Below are 15,189 nucleotides of genomic sequence, written 5' to 3'. Positions count from 1 at the left end.
ATGAACGTCCGCAACCTGGCCCCGCTGGGCCTGACCATCGCCATCGCCGCCTCCCTGGCCGCGTGTGGCAAGAACGAAACTGCACCGGCGACCAGTGCCGACGCTACGCCGGCCTTCGACCTGTCACAGATCAAGACGCCGCTGATCTCGCTCAACAGCGCCGATCTCGATCCGGCCATCGCGGCCTGCACCGACCTCAATGGCTTCGTCAACAGCAAGTGGCTGAAGGCCAATCCGGTACCGGGCGACCAGACCACCTGGGGCAGCTTCGAAATCCTGCGCGAGCGCTCGCTGGAAGTGCAGCATGCGCTGGTACAGCAGGCTGCCGCCAGCCAGGCCAAGGCCGGTTCGGTGGAAGCCAAGATCGGCGACATCTGGAAGACCGGCAACGACGAAGCGAAGATCGAGGCTGCGGGCCTGGCGCCGCTGCAGCCGCAGCTCGACAAGATCGCCGCGCTGAAGGACACCGCCACCCTCACCCAGTACCTGCGCGACAGCCAGGCCGAGGGCAAGGGCGTGCTGTTCTCGCTGTTCGCCAATGCCGATTACAAGGATTCGGCCAATGTCATCGCCTACGTCGGCCAGGGCGGCCTCGGCCTGCCGGAGAAGGGCTACTACTTCGATGATGCGCAGGCCAAGATCCGCGACGCCTACGTGGCCTACATCGCGCAGGTGCTGACCCTGTCCGGCGTGGACGCCGCGCAGGCCGCCGAGCAGGCCAAGGCCGTGATGGCCTTCGAAACCCGCCTGGCCAAGGCGTCCATGTCGCGCATCGAAATGCGTGACCCGGCCAAGCGCTACAACCCGCTCAGCGCCGCAGACGCCGACAGGCTGACCCCGAACTTCAGCTGGACCGCGCTGTTCGACACCCTGAAGGTGCCGGCCGCGCAGAAGTTCTCGCTGGCGCAGCCGGGCTTCTTCTCCGAGATGGACAAGATGCTGGCCGATGTGCCGGCCAGCACCTGGCAGGCCTACCTGCGCTTCCACACCATCGACGACGCCTCGCCGTACCTGAGCAGCCAGTTCGAGAAGGCCAACTTCGATTTCTATGGCACCACCCTGCGTGGCCAGAAGGAAATGCAGCCGCGCTGGAAGCGCGTGCTGGAGTCGGTCAACGGCGGCATGGGCGAGGCGCTGGGCCAGCTGTACGTCGACGCCGTATTCCCGGCCGAGTCGAAGGTGGCCATGCAGCACCTGGTGGAAAACCTGTCGCAGGCGTTGAAGGTGCGCCTGGAGCAGCTGCCGTGGATGGGCGAGGAAACCAAGAAGAAGGCACTGGAGAAGTGGGCCAGCTTCACCCCGAAGATCGGTTACCCGGACAAGTGGCGTGACTGGGCAGGCCTGCAGACCAACGGCGACAGCTACCTCGGCAACATGCAGGCGGCGCGTGCGTTCAACTACCGCTACATGCTGGACAAGATCGGCAAGCCGGTGGACAGGACCGAGTGGGGCATGACGCCGCAGACCGTCAACGCCTACTACAACGCCACCAAGAACGAGATCGTGTTCCCGGCAGCGATCCTGCAGGCGCCGTTCTTCGACGCCAAGGCCGATCCGGCACTGAACTACGGCGGCATCGGCGCGGTGATCGGCCACGAGATGATGCACGGCTACGACGATTCGGGCAGCCAGTTCGCCGCCAACGGCAACTTCGACAACTGGTGGACCGATGCCGACCGCAAGGCGTTCACCGAACGTACCGACCAGCTGGTCGCGCAGTTCGATGGCTACGAAGCGGTGCCCGGCGTGAATGTGAAGGGCAAGCTGACCCTGGGCGAGAACATCGGCGACCTGGGCGGCCTGACCGTTGCCTATGACGCGCTGCAGATGGCGCTGAAGGAAGATCCGAAGGCGAACGTCGAGGTCGATGGCTACAGCCAGGACCAGCGCTTCTTCATGAACTGGGCCACCGTGTGGCGTCGCAACTTCACCGATGGCGAACTGCGCGTGCGCCTGAACACCGATCCGCACGCGCCGGCCAACTTCCGCGCCAACGGTGCGCCCTCGAACATGCCGTCGTTCGCGGCTGCGTTCCAGTGCAAGGCCGGTGACGCGATGGTGCGTGCCGACGACAAGCGCGTGGTGATCTGGTAACCGATCACACGTGAAGCGTGATGCGAAAGGCCCGGCGCAAGCCGGGCCTTTTGTCTGTTCGCCCGGTGGCGCCGGATCTCAGGCCAGCGCAGGTTCCTGCGCCAGCAGGCGATGGAAGCGCTGCAGCACGTAGGGGTCGATCAGGCCGCCGGCCTGGTCATCGAGGATGCGCAGTGCCGTTCCGTGCGCCATCGCCGCCCGGTACGGACGATCACTGGTCATCGCATCGTAGGCGTCGGCGAGCGTGACAATGCGCGCGCCCAGCGGGATGTGCTCGCCGTGCAGGCCGTCGGGATAGCCGCTGCCGTCGAATGCCTCGTGATGGGCCCGGATCAGCCTGGCCACCGCGGCGGCATCGCTGCGGCCGGTGGTCAGGAAGATGTGCTCGCCACGCACGGGATGCTCACGCATGATCGCGCGCTCCTGTTCGGTGTGCCGGCGAGGGCTCAGCAGCACATCGTCGGGAATGCCGATCTTGCCGATGTCATGGAATCGCGCGGCCAGCGCGACCCGCGTGCCGGCCTCCTGGTCCAGGTCGCAGTGCACGGCCAGGCGCTGGGCCAGCCGGCCGACCCGGTCACAGTGATGGCGGGTGTAGGCATCGCGCATCTGCAGCGACATGGCCAGGGCATCGATCAGGCAGGCCTGTGCGTGCAGCAGGTCGGGGGCGGGTACGGCGTCAGGCAGCATGGTCGTCCGCGCGCACCGGGTGGGGCCGGTGCGGGGTGGTGGCGGTGGGAAATCAACCCGGGGCGAGGGTCGTCAGCAGGGCGCGGGCCGCATTGAAGCGGTCTTCCGGCAAGGGTAGCGGGTGCTTGATGCGGAGCTTGTCCGGGCCTTCCATCGCATACAGGTTCGGCTGCTTCTGGATCAGCTGGATCACGGCCATCGGGTCGATGTCCGGCTTCGATTCGAACACGATGCGGCCACCGTTCTCGCCCAGGTCCAGCTTGCGGATGCCCAGCGCGTTGGCCCGCAGCTTCAGCTCGGCAACCGCGAACAGGTGCTTGGCCGGGTCCGGCAGCAGGCCGAAGCGATCGATCATCTCGACCTGCAGCTCGCGCAGCGCATCGTTGTCGCGCGCGCTGGAAATGCGCTTGTACAGCGTCAGGCGGGTATGCACGTCCGGCAGGTAGTCTTCCGGAATCAGGGCCGGCACATGCAGCTCGACGTCGGCACCGCGCACTTCCTCGCCGGCATCCAGGTCCGGCAGCTTGCCCTGCTTGATGCTGCGTACCGCGCGCTCCAGGAGCTCGGTATACAGGCTGAAGCCGACTTCGGCCATCTGCCCGCTCTGGTCCTCGCCGAGCAGTTCACCGGCACCGCGGATTTCCAGATCGTGCGTGGCCAGGGTGAAGCCGGCGCCCAGCTCGTCCATGGAGGCGATGGCTTCCAGGCGCTTCTCGGCATCCGGGGTGATCGCACGGCGGTCAGGCGTGATCAGGTAGGCGTAGGCGCGGTGGTGCGAACGCCCCACGCGGCCGCGCAGCTGGTGCAGCTGGGCCAGGCCGAAGCGGTCAGCGCGGTTGATGATGATGGTGTTGGCGTTGGGGATGTCGATGCCCGACTCGATGATCGTGGTCGACAGCAGCACGTTGAAGCGCTGCTTCTGGAAATCCAGCATCACCTTTTCCAGTTCGCGCTCCGGCATCTGGCCATGGGCGATGCCGATGCGCGCTTCCGGCACGAGTTCGGACAGCTCGCGCTGCATGCGGCCGATGCTCTCCACGTCGTTGTGCAGGAAGTACAGCTGGCCACCACGCGCCAGTTCGCGCTGGAAGGCCTCGCGCAGCAGCGCGTTGTCCCATTGCGTGATGAAGGTCTGCACCGCCAGCCGGTTCGGCGGCGGCGTGGCGATGATCGACAGGTCGCGAAGACCGGCCATGGCCATGTTCAGCGTGCGCGGGATCGGCGTGGCGGTCAGGGTCAGCAGGTGCACGTTGGCACGCAACGCCTTCAGCGCCTCCTTCTGGCGTACGCCGAACCGTTGTTCCTCGTCGACGATGACCATGCCCAGATCCTTGAACTTCACGTCCGGCTGCAGCAGGCGGTGGGTGCCCACGATGACATCGATGGTGCCGGCAGCGACCTTCTCCAGTTCGGCCTTGATCTCCTTGGTGCTCTTGAAGCGCGACAGCACTTCCACCTTGAGCGGGTAATCGGCGAAGCGGTCGCGGAAGTTGCGGTAGTGCTGTTCGGCCAGCAGCGTGGTCGGCACCAGCACCGCCACCTGCTTGCCGGCACTGGCAGCGGCGAACGCGGCGCGCACGGCGACCTCGGTCTTGCCGAAGCCCACATCGCCGCAGACCACGCGGTCCATCGGCTGGCTGCTGGCGAGGTCGCGCAGGGTCGCGTCGATGGCGGCCAGCTGGTCGGGTGTCTCCTCGAACGGGAAGCCGGCGGCGAATGGTTCGTACATCGCGCGGTCGACCTGCAGGGCCAGTCCGGCGCGTGCCTGCCGGCGCGCCTGGATTTCCAGCAGTTCGGCGGCGACGTCGCGCACCTTCTCGGCGGCCTTGCGCTTGGCCTTGGTCCACTGCTCGCCCCCGAGCGAATGCAGGGGCGCGGTCTCGGCGGATGCGCCGGAGTAGCGGCTGATGAGATGCAGCTGTGCGACCGGAACGTACAGGCGGTCGCCCTTGGCATACTCGATTTCCAGGAACTCGCCCGGCATGCCACCGACGTCCATCGCGATCAGGCCGCGATAACGGCCCACGCCATGATCCTCGTGCACGATCGGCGCGCCTTCAGTCAGCTCGCCCAGGTCACGGATGATCGCTTCCGGTTCGCGGCCGGCGCGGCGCGTGCGGCGGGTGCTGCCGGCGCGCTCGGGGAACAGCTGGCGTTCGGTCAGGACCGCCAGGCGCGGATCGTCCAGGGCGAAGCCATCTTCCAGCGGCGCCACGGTGATGGCAAAGCGCACATCGCTGGCGAGGAAGGCGGGCAGGTCGGCAACCACCGGCGGCTTCAGTTCGGCCGCGTGCAGCACTTCCAGCAGGGCTTCGCGGCGGCCCGGTGAATCTGCGGCGATCAGTACCCGGCCGGGGTAGTGGCCGAGGAAGGATTTCAGCGCGTCGCCAGCGGGTGCTTCGCGGGCCGCTACCGGCAGCGCCGGCAGGGGCTGGTCGCCCAGCGCATGTGCATCGGCGATGCGCGCATGGTCGGCGGCCCATACTTCGATGCGTGGCGCGTCGTTCAGCCGCTCGCGCAGCTGCTCAGGCGAAAGGTACAGCGCCGAGGGCGGCAGCAGTGGGCGCTCGACATCGTGGCGGCGCTGCTCGTAGCGTTCGCCGGTCTGTGCCCAGAACGCGTCGGCGGCTTCGCCTGCGCCGGCACACACCACCGGCAGGCTGCCGGCAGGCAGGTAGTCGAACAGGCTGGCGGTGCGGTCGAAGAACAGCGGCAGGTAGTACTCGATGCCGGCCGGGGCCAACCCGGACTTGAGGTCCTGGTACAGCGCGCTGCGGCGCGTGTCGACATCGAAGCGTTCACGCAGGGCGGCCAGCACGCGGCCGATGCTGGCCTCATCCATCGGTACTTCGCGGCCGGGCAGCATGTGCACCGACTCGACCCTGTCCAGCGAGCGCTGGCTTTCCGGGTCGAAGGCGCGGATCGAGTCGATGTCCTCGTCCAGCAGCTCCACCCGCAAGGGCTCGTCGGCGCCCATCGGGAACACATCGAGCAGGCCGCCGCGCACGGCGAAGTCACCGGGGTCCATCACCTGCGGCACGTTGCGGTAGCCCGCGCTTTCCAGGCGGCGTTTCTCGGCCTCCAGGTCCAGGCGCTGGCCGACCTTCAGGTCGAAGCTGCCGCCGATCACGTAGCTGCGCGGGGCCAGCTGCTGCAGCAGGGTCTGGACCGGCACCACCACCAGGCCGCGCTTGAGCGAAGGCAGGCGGTGCAGGGCCGCCAGGCGCTGCGAGATGATGTCCGGATGCGGGCTGAAGCGGTCGTAGGGCAGGGTTTCCCAGTCCGGGAAGGCGATCACCGGCAGCGCGGGATCGTTGCCCAGCAGGGTCTGCAGATCGGCTTCGAGCTGGTTGGCGCCGTGGTTGTCACGGGCAACCACCAGCAACGGCGCGTCATGCGCGCGCGCCGCCTGGGCCAGGTACCAGGCCAGGGCGGTCGGTGAAGCGGGGGCGCGCCACCAGGCGCGGAGCTGGCCGGCGCGCGGCAGCGGCGGGGCGGGGTATGAAGTACGCGACATGGACCGCGGATTTTAGCAGAAGCCTCCAGCCGCCCCATGATTGCTGCGTGAGCGGGCAGCGCCGGGCCATGCCCGGAGGGCGCAGTGGCTGCAACGGCATCGCCGGGCCGCGCCCGGCGTCACCGTCAGTTGTCCAGTTCCAGCACCATACGCACCAGCCCTTCGGTGCCGTTCGGGTGCGGAACGGGCTTGAAGCCCAGCGAGGCGGCCAGCTGCTTCATCGGCTCGTTCTCGGCCGCCACATCGCCGTACAGGCGATCCAGGTACTTGCCCCGACCCCACTTCACCAGCTTGCGCATCAGCTGCCGGCCCAGGCCCTGGCCGATGAGGAAGCGGCTGATCAGGATCGCGTACTCGGCTTCGCGGGTACCGGGGATGATCGAGGCCCGGGCGACCGCACCGACCACGGCCTCACCGGCGGGCAGGGACTCGGCCGCGACCAGGGTGATCTCGGTCTTGGGATTCGGATGGGTCAGGCGCTGGGTGGTTTCCGGTGACAGCTCGGTCACCGCCTGCAGGAAACGGTCGCGGATTTCTTCCGGCCCGAACAGGCTGAAGGCCGCTTGCAGCGGCGCGCTGTCTTCCGGGCGGATGGGGCGGATCAGCAGCTCGTGGCCGCTGGGAGCCTTGAAGATCTCATGCCAGGGCGGCATGCGGTTGCGAGTGGCCATACCGGGTGATTCCTTGGTGGTCCATCGATTGTGGCATCACCGGGGCTGTCTTCCGTGAACAAAAGGCTCACGGGCGTACAGCCTCGTGAAGGCCATTATTCAGGTGCCTTGAGCCAATCCAGGCGGGTGCTGGCGCCGGGCTCACCCAGGTGCTGGCGCAGCGCCGGCAGGGCCGGACCGACCGCCCGGTCGAACTGCCAGGGGGCGTTGAGCACCAGCATGCCGCTGCCGTTGAGGCGCAGCGGTGAGTCGTCGGGGCGTACCAGGAACTCGATGGTCACTGCCGACTTGACCGGCAAGGCAGTGGCCTTGCGCAGGAAATGCAGGATCGTGCGGCGCTGCTTGATCGGGAACCACACCGCGCAGGTGGCCTGCGGCCAGCGCGCCAGCGTCTCGGCCAGCGCTGCCAGGATGCGCTGGTACTCGGCGTCCTGGGCCTCGTAGGGCGGGTCGATCAGCACCAGGCCGCGGCCGATCTTGCTGCCGTTGACCTTCGGCGGCAGCAGCGAGCGCAGCAGTGCATAGCCGTCGCCCGGGTGCACGCCGACCCGGCTGTCATGGGCGAACAGGGCCTTGAGCGTGCCTGCTTCGTCTTCCTGCAGCTCGCATACCGCCATCCGGTCCTGCGCACGCATGGCCTGGGCGGTGAGCAGGGGCGAGCCGGGGTAGTTGGTCAGCGCGCCGACCGGATTGTCGGCCTGCACGGCCTTCAGGTAGCGCTCGACCACGTCCGGCAGCTTCGGCTGCGCCATCAGGCGCATGACCCCGGATTCGGCCTCCAGCGTCTTGCGGCTCTCTTCGCTGGCCAGCAGATAGCGGCCAGCGCCGCCGTGGGTGTCCAGCACGAAGAACGGGCTGTCCTTGCGCTTGAAGCTGTCGATCAGGGCCAGCTGCACGATGTGCTTGAGGACATCGGCATGGTTGCCGGCGTGGAAGGCATGGCGGTAATTCATGCGGGCAGTGTACGGGGCGGCGGCCGCAGCGGCTATGCTGCGCGCCATGACAGCTCCCGTTGCCCATGTCCTGGTGGTCGAGGACGAAGCCGCCATCGCCGAAACCGTGCTCTACGCGCTGCGCAGCGAGGGCTACCTGGCCAGTCACTGCCTGCTCGGCAGCGATGCCCTGCAGCGGCTGCGGGACGGTGGCATCGATGTGGTGGTGCTGGACGTGGGCCTGCCGGACCTGAGCGGCTTCGAGGTCTGTCGTCGGCTGCGTGCGCTGCCCGGTCCGCAGGCGCAGCTGCCGGTGATCTTCCTGACCGCCCGTAACGACGAGCTGGACCGGGTGCTGGGCCTGGAACTGGGCGCCGACGACTACATGGCCAAGCCGTTCTCGCCGCGCGAGCTGGTGGCGCGGGTGCGCGCGCGGCTGCGGCGGGCGGCGCCTGCCGCCAGTGACACCGATGCGGGCTGGCAGACGCATGGCGCCTTCGCCATCGACCGCGAGGGCCGGCGTGTCCGCTTCCACGGCCAGGCGCTGGACCTGACCCGCTACGAGTACGCACTGCTGGAAGCCCTGCTGCAACGCCCCGGGGCCATCCTCAGCCGCGCCCAGCTGATGGACCGCGGCTGGGACAGCAGTGCCGACAGCGCCGACCGCACGGTCGATACGCACGTCAAGACCCTGCGTGCCAAGCTGCGCGCGGCCGGCGCCAGCACCGACCCGATCCGGACCCACCGTGGCCTGGGCTACGCCCTGGAGGTGTGAGCGATGCGTCTGGTGATGAAGCTGTTCCTGGGCTTCTTCCTGATCGTGGGCATCGCCGCGTTCTTCGTCATGCGCGTGTTCGTCAACGAAGTGAAGCCGGGCGTGCGCCAGGCGATGGAATCGACCCTGGTCGATGCAGCCAACGTGCTGGCCGAGATGGCGGCGGCGGACGTCAAGGCAGGCACCATCAACAGCGGCAGTTTCACCCGCAACCTGGCCAAGGCGCGGCAGCGTGACCTGAAAGCGATGGTGTGGCGCTTTCCCAAGCGCGCCCTCGATTACCGGGTGACGATCACCGATGCGAAAGGCATCGTGATCTACGATTCGCAGGGCCGCGACGTCGGTCGTGACAACTCGCGCTGGAACGATGTCTACCGCACCCTGCGCGGCGAGTACGGCGCCCGCTCCAGCCCGGAGACGCCGGGCGAGGAGGGCAACACCGTGATGCATGTGGCCGCGCCGGTGTACGACCCGGGCGATGGCCGCACCCTCATCGGCGTGCTCACCCTGGCCCAGCCCAACCGCAGCATCGATCCGTTCATTGCGGCCAGCCAGCGCGCCATCATCGAACGCGGCGCATGGCTGATAGGACTCTCGGCGCTGGTCGGGGTGCTGGTGACGATGTGGTTGACCACCGGCCTGGGCCAGCTCAGCCGCTATGCGCGCGCGGTCACCGCCGGTGAGCCGGTGCCGCCGCCACGCCGCCGCCGCGATGAGATCGGTGATCTCGGCCAGGCGCTGGAGACCATGCGGCGCAAACTCGAAGGCAAGGCCTACGTCGAGCAGTATGTGCAGTCGCTGACGCACGAAATGAAGAGCCCACTGGCCGCGATACGCGGTGCCGCCGAGCTGCTGCAGGAACCGATGGCCGATGCCGACCGTGCGCACTTCGCGCGCAGCATCCTCGAGCAGCAGGAGCGGTTGACCGAAACCATCGACAAGCTGCTGGCGCTGGCCGAAGTGGAGCAGCATGGCTGGCTGCAGACGCGTGCTCCGATCGCACTGCCGGACCTGCTGCAGCAGACCGTCGCAGCCGCGCAGGTGCGCGCGCAGGCGGCCGGCGTCGAGGTACGCACTGATGCCGTGGCGGATCTGAGCATTCAGGGTGATGCCTATCTGCTGCGGCAGGCGCTGAACAACCTGGTCGACAACGCGGTTGCCTTCTCTCCATCGGGGACGGAGGTGGTGCTGCAGGCACAGGTTGAGGACGGCGGCGTGCGCCTGCAGGTGGCCGACCGGGGGGCCGGCATTCCCGACTATGCCCGTGACCGCGTGTTCGAGCGCTTCTATTCGTTGGCCCGTCCCGGCAGTGGCCGCCGCAGCTCCGGCCTCGGGCTGCCGTTCGTGCAGGAAGTGGCGCGCCTGCACGATGGCCGTGTCCAGCTGCAGGCCCGCGACGGCGGCGGGACCGTGGCCAGCCTGTGGTTGCCGCTGGGCATGCCCGGCCCGCGCACGCGGCGCTGACTTCACATCCGCTTCAAATTCGCCACAAACCCCGCTCACCGTCACGGTCCATGCTGCAGCCCTCTCCAACGAGGATGGACCATGAAATCCCTGAAGATGCTGCTGCGGTTCGCCATTGTCGGCGGGCTGATCCTGCTGCTGCTGATTCCGCTGATGATGATCCGCAGCGTGATCAACGAGCGCAGTCAATACCGGGACGAAGCCTTCGCGCGGGTCGCTGACAGCCGCGCCGGCGCGCAGCAGCTGGTGGGGCCGGTGCGGGTGGTGCCGTGGGTGGAGCGCCAGCAGGTGGAAGTCGTCGACGCCAAGGGCAACAAGAAGACCGAGGTGCAGGTCAGCGAAGGGCACTGGCTGCAGATGCCGGCCTCGCTCGACGTTGGCGGCGAGATGCTGCCCAGCCAGCGTGAGGTCGGGCTGTTCAAGGTGCCGGTGTACAGCTGGAACGGCCAGTTGAAGGCCTCTTTCGCGGCTGACGACTATCCGGTCAAGCCAGGCCGCACCTATGGCCAGCCCTATGTGGCGCTGGGGGTGTCCGATGCGCGTGGTCTGGTCGGCACGCCCAACCTGCGCGTGGATGGCCGCCAGGTACGCCTGCTGCCGGGCGTCGGCGCCGCTGCGGAACTGGGGCGTGGCCTGCATGCGCCCGTTGCGGGTTTTGCCGCGGTGCAGGGCGGGCTGCTGGCAGCGAGCACGGTGGAGCTGGAACTGCGGCTGGACGGCAGCCGCATGCTGTCGGTCGTGCCGGTAGGCGATGACAACCGCATCGCACTGCGGTCGCGCTGGCCGCATCCGTCCTTCGCCGGCGCCTTCCTGCCGAACGAACGCCGCGTCGATGCGCAGGGCTTCGACGCACGCTGGGCGGTGTCCTCGCTGGCCTCCGATGCCCAGCGCCAGCTGCGCGGCGATGGCGAGGTGGCGTCGCAGGCGGTCAGCGTGTCGCTGGTCGATCCGGTCGACGCCTACACACAGGCGGATCGCGCCTCCAAGTACGGCGTGCTGTTCGTGCTGCTCACCTTCGTCGGCTTCATTCTGTTCGAGCTGATCAAATCGCTGCGCATCCACCCGCTGCAGTACCTGATGGTGGGCCTGGCACTGGCGATCTTCTTCCTGCTGCTGATCAGCCTGTCCGAGCACATCGCCTTCTGGAAGGCGTATCTGGTCTCGGCGGCGGCCTGCATCGGCCTGCAGGCGGTGTACCTGGCCAACGTGCTCGGTCACTGGAAGCGCGGTCTGGGCTTCGCCGCGCTGCTGACCGTGCTGTATGGCGCGCTTTACGGGCTGCTGGTCTCGGAGAACAACGCGCTGCTGATGGGCTCGCTGCTGCTGTTCGTGATTCTGGCGCTGGCGATGTGGGTGACCCGCCGCGTGGACTGGTATGCGCTGGGCGCGGAAGCAAAGTGAGGAGATCGCGATGGGATGGCGCCAGGGATTGCGGCTGAGAGCCCAGCAGGGCATTCCGGCCCTGCTCGAAGTGGATGCACTGCTGCAGGCGCATGGCGTGCTGGCGGCCCTGCCGGGGGCGCGGATCGCCCCCGGCCTGGTCCGCTTCCAGCTGGCGGCGGCCACCTGCGAAGGAGTGCTGGGGCAGGGGCTGGAGTGGCTGGACGGTGCACGGCAGGGACGCGGCGTGCTGGGTGGAAAGGTGCCGCGCTACCGGCCCTGGAAGGCCGGGCCGGGGGCATTGGCCGAGATCGGCATCGCCGGCCTGCCCGGCGACTGGCCTGCGCATGCTGCGGTTTACGGCTGCAGCAGCATCGACCGGCGGCACTGGTTGCTGCTGCTGCCCATGCGCGCCCAGTTGTGGCTGGGCTGGAGCGGATGAGGCGTCTGCACTGCCCATGACCGATGGGACGGGGGCCGAGCGCCCCCGCTGGCTAGACTCGAGGGGTTGATGATCGAGCCGAAGGGCAGGGGTGGGATGTGCTGAAGTGGGGTGTGCTGGCGGTTGCGCTGGCGATGAGCGGCAATGCGATTGCGCAGCAGCGCGAGCCGGTGGACCTGGACATGGTCAGCCGCATCCGCCAGGAGGCGTTCCATCGCTCGCAGGTGATGGACACCTTCAGCTATCTCACCGAGCGCATCGGGCCGCGCCTGACCAACTCCCCGGCGATGGGGCGTGCCAACGCGTGGACCCGCAGCAAGTTCACCGAATGGAAACTGGACAACGTCCATGACGAAGCGTTCGACGACTTCGGCCGTGGCTGGGAGTTCACCTCGGCCAGCGTGGAGATGCTCGGTGACCGCGTGATGCCGCTGCACGCACTGCCCAAGGCCTGGACGCCGGGCACCCGCGGACCGGTCGAGGGCGAGCTGGTACAGGTGGACATCAAGAAGCCGGAAGACATCGAGAAGTACCGCGGCAAGCTGCGCGGGAAGATCCTGCTGCTCGGCGAGGCGCGCGAGTACAAGCGGGGTACCGAGCCGGACTCGCATCGTCACGACGCCACCTCGCTGGAGGGACTGCAGGAATTCACCCTGCCCAAGGACAAGGACGCCACCGCCGAGCGCGCCAAGCGGGTGAAGGAGTACCAGGAGCGGCAGGCGCTGGCGGCCAAGGTCAACGCCTTCTTCGTCGAGGAAGGCGCATTGGCCTCGATCAGCATCAGCAGCTGGGACAACGGCATCATCCGCGTGGCCGGTGGTGGCTCGCGCAAGGCCGGGGAATCGGTCGGCATTCCGGAGCTGGCGATGATCGCCGAGCACTTCAATCCGCTGGTGCGTGCACTGGAGGCCAAGCAGCCCGTGCGCCTGCGGGTGGACGTGAGCGCGCGTTTCACCGACGACAGCGATCAGCCCGGCTACAACACGCTGGCGGAGATCCGGGGCAGCAGCAGGCCGGATGAGGTGGTGATGATCGGCGCGCACCTCGATTCCTGGCACAGCGGCACCGGCGCGGCCGACAACGCGGCCGGCGTGGCGGTGATGATGGAAGCCATGCGCATCCTCAAGGCCACCGGTGCCAAGCCCCGGCGCACCATCCGGGTGGCGCTGTGGAGCGGCGAGGAGCAGGGCCTGATCGGCTCGCAGGCCTACGTCGCCAAGCACTTCGGCCAGTTCCCGGAACCGGTGGACGCTGCGCAGAAGGCGTTGCCGGCCTCGCTGCGCGACCCCACCGGACCGCTGCGCAAGACCCGCGACTACAGCAAGTTCCAGGTCTACTTCAACATGGACAACGGCTCCGGCCGCTTCCGTGGCATCTACGCGCAGGAGAACCTGGCGGCGATGCCGATCTTCGAGGCCTGGCTCGCCCCGTTCCATGATGTCGGCGCCACCACGGTGGCGACCCGCAACACCGGCAGCACCGACCACATCAGCTTCGACCGCATCGGCCTGCCCGGCTTCCAGTTCATCCAGGACCGGCTGGATTACTTCACCAATGTCCACCACAGCCACCTGGACACCTGGGACCACGCCGAGCCCGAAGATCTGAAGCAGGCAGCGGCCATCGTGGCCTCCTTCGCCTACAACGCGGCGATGCGCGAGCAGTCGTTCCCGCGCAAGGCCGAGCCGCAGCCGTGACGTGAGCCGGAGGGACGGACCCCGTCCGTCCCTCCGTGCCGGCGCGGGGCTGGTGGTAAAATCGGGGAATTCCCGTTCCTCGAGCCCCACATGACCTGCCGCACCCGCTTCGCCCCCAGTCCTACCGGTTATCTGCATATCGGTGGCGCCCGCACCGCGCTGTACTGCTGGCTGGAGGCCCGCCACCGCGGCGGCGAGTTCGTGCTGCGCATCGAGGATACCGACCGTGAACGCAGCACCCAGGGGGCGATCGACGCCATCCTGGAGGCGATGGAGTGGCTGGGCCTGGACTACGACGAAGGTCCGATCTACCAGACCGACCGGGTAGCCCGTTACCGGGAAGTCGCCGAGCAGTTGATTGCCGACGGCAAGGCCTACTACGCCTATGAAACCCGGGAAGAGCTGGACGCGATGCGCGAAGCCGCCATGGCCAGGCAGGAAAAGCCGCGCTACAACGGTGCCGCGCGCGAGCTGGGCCTGCCGTACCGGGACGACCCGAACCGCGTCATCCGCTTCAAGAATCCGCTGCAGGGTACGGTGGTGTTCGATGACCTGATCAAGGGCCGGATCGAGATCGCCAACAGCGAACTGGATGACATGGTCATCTTCCGTCCGGACGGCTATCCCACCTACAACTTCGCGGTGGTGGTGGATGACTGGGACATGGGCATCACCGAGGTCATCCGCGGTGACGACCACATCAACAACACGCCGCGCCAGATCAACCTGTACGAAGGCATCGGTGCACCGGTGCCGAAGTTCGGCCACATGCCGATGATCCTGGACGAGCAGGGCGCCAAGCTGTCCAAGCGCACCGGCGCCGCCGACGTGATGCAGTACCGGGATGCCGGCTACCTGCCGGACGCACTGCTGAGCTACCTGGCCCGCCTGGGCTGGTCGCATGGTGACCAGGAACTGTTTACCCGCCAGGAACTGATCGACCTGTTCGATGTGAAGGACTGCAACTCCAAGGCGTCGCGCCTGGACATGGCCAAGCTGGGCTGGGTCAACCAGCACTTCCTGAAGACCGTGGAACCGGCCGACATCGTGCCGCACCTGGTCTACCAGCTGCAGAAGCTGGGCCTGGACGTGGCGGCGGGCCCGGCACCGGTAGACGTGGTGATCGCCCTGCGTGAACGCGTGCAGACCCTGAAGGAAATGGCCGAGAAGGCCGTGGTCTGGTACCAGCCGCTGAACGACTACGACGAAGCCGCAGTGGCCAAGCACTTCAAGGCCGGGGCCGAGGTCGCCCTGGGCAAGGCCCGTGAACTGCTGGCGGCGCTGCCGGAATGGACGGCCGAAGCGGTCGGCACGGCCCTGCACGACACGGCCGCCGCGCTGGAGATCGGCATGGGCAAGGTCGCCCAGCCGCTGCGCGTGGCCATCACCGGTACCCAGGTCAGCCCTGACATTTCCCACACCGTGTACCTGGCCGGCCGTGAGCAGGCCTTGAAACGCATCGACGCGGCCATTACCAAGGTAGCAACGGTCTGAGGCATCCTTGCCAGGCCGAACCGGAGAACGCGC

The 15,189-nt window shown here is 67.8% G+C and carries 11 protein-coding genes; 7 read left to right on the top strand and 4 right to left on the bottom strand.

Annotated features, from left to right (window positions below; translation table 11 throughout):
* Positions 1-2,094: a M13 family metallopeptidase gene (locus AC5P76_RS06320; RefSeq protein ID WP_262101107.1), complete on the top strand. Its 2,094-nt coding sequence runs from the start codon at positions 1-3 to the stop codon at positions 2,092-2,094.
* 78 nt (positions 2,095-2,172) lie between these two features.
* On the opposite strand, the gene AC5P76_RS06315 is transcribed toward AC5P76_RS06320, so the two are convergent.
* The 4 genes from AC5P76_RS06315 to AC5P76_RS06300 all read right to left on the bottom strand — a co-directional run bounded on the left by AC5P76_RS06315 (position 2,173) and on the right by AC5P76_RS06300 (position 7,925).
* Positions 2,173-2,784: an HD-GYP domain-containing protein gene (locus tag AC5P76_RS06315; protein ID WP_065181148.1), complete on the bottom strand. Its 612-nt coding sequence runs from the start codon at positions 2,782-2,784 to the stop codon at positions 2,173-2,175.
* A gap of 52 nt (positions 2,785-2,836) precedes the next feature.
* Complete coding sequence (gene mfd / locus AC5P76_RS06310; protein ID WP_495222701.1) at positions 2,837-6,301, bottom strand: transcription-repair coupling factor; 3,465 nt, start codon at positions 6,299-6,301, stop codon at positions 2,837-2,839.
* 125 nt (positions 6,302-6,426) lie between these two features.
* Entirely contained in the window at positions 6,427-6,972 is a 546-nt protein-coding gene (locus tag AC5P76_RS06305) for a GNAT family N-acetyltransferase (RefSeq protein ID WP_053517384.1), read from the bottom strand.
* Between the two features lie 95 nt (positions 6,973-7,067).
* Positions 7,068-7,925, bottom strand: coding sequence for a 23S rRNA (adenine(2030)-N(6))-methyltransferase RlmJ (locus tag AC5P76_RS06300; RefSeq protein ID WP_053517399.1), 858 nt, complete (start codon positions 7,923-7,925; stop codon positions 7,068-7,070).
* A 34-nt stretch (positions 7,926-7,959) separates the two neighbouring features.
* Here AC5P76_RS06300 and creB point away from each other — a divergent pair, with 34 nt between their 5' ends.
* The 6 genes from creB (at position 7,960) to gltX (ending at position 15,156) form a co-directional block, all read left to right on the top strand.
* A complete protein-coding gene (gene creB / locus AC5P76_RS06295; protein ID WP_111185841.1) occupies positions 7,960-8,679 on the top strand; it encodes a two-component system response regulator CreB in 720 nt (239 codons plus the stop codon).
* A gap of 3 nt (positions 8,680-8,682) precedes the next feature.
* A complete protein-coding gene (creC, locus tag AC5P76_RS06290) occupies positions 8,683-10,143 on the top strand; it encodes a two-component system sensor histidine kinase CreC (RefSeq protein WP_197571881.1) in 1,461 nt (486 codons plus the stop codon).
* 81 nt (positions 10,144-10,224) lie between these two features.
* Positions 10,225-11,544 carry a cell envelope integrity protein CreD gene (gene creD / locus AC5P76_RS06285; protein WP_065181151.1) on the top strand — a complete coding sequence of 440 codons (1,320 nt, stop codon included), beginning with the start codon at positions 10,225-10,227 and terminating at the stop codon, positions 11,542-11,544.
* 10 nt (positions 11,545-11,554) lie between these two features.
* Positions 11,555-11,965 carry a hypothetical protein gene (locus AC5P76_RS06280; protein ID WP_065181152.1) on the top strand — a complete coding sequence of 137 codons (411 nt, stop codon included), beginning with the start codon at positions 11,555-11,557 and terminating at the stop codon, positions 11,963-11,965.
* 98 nt (positions 11,966-12,063) lie between these two features.
* A complete protein-coding gene (locus AC5P76_RS06275; protein WP_262101112.1) occupies positions 12,064-13,662 on the top strand; it encodes a M20/M25/M40 family metallo-hydrolase in 1,599 nt (532 codons plus the stop codon).
* 90 nt (positions 13,663-13,752) lie between these two features.
* Positions 13,753-15,156 (top strand): glutamate--tRNA ligase, encoded by a 1,404-nt coding sequence (gltX, locus tag AC5P76_RS06270; protein ID WP_053517391.1) that lies wholly within the window; start codon positions 13,753-13,755, stop codon positions 15,154-15,156.
* The last annotated feature ends 33 nt before the right edge of the window (positions 15,157-15,189 follow it).

The organism is Stenotrophomonas sp. YJH_SMC_36 (genome assembly GCF_059369935.1).
Note: the sequence above shows the minus strand (reverse complement) of the source record. Positions and strands in the feature narration are given on the sequence as shown.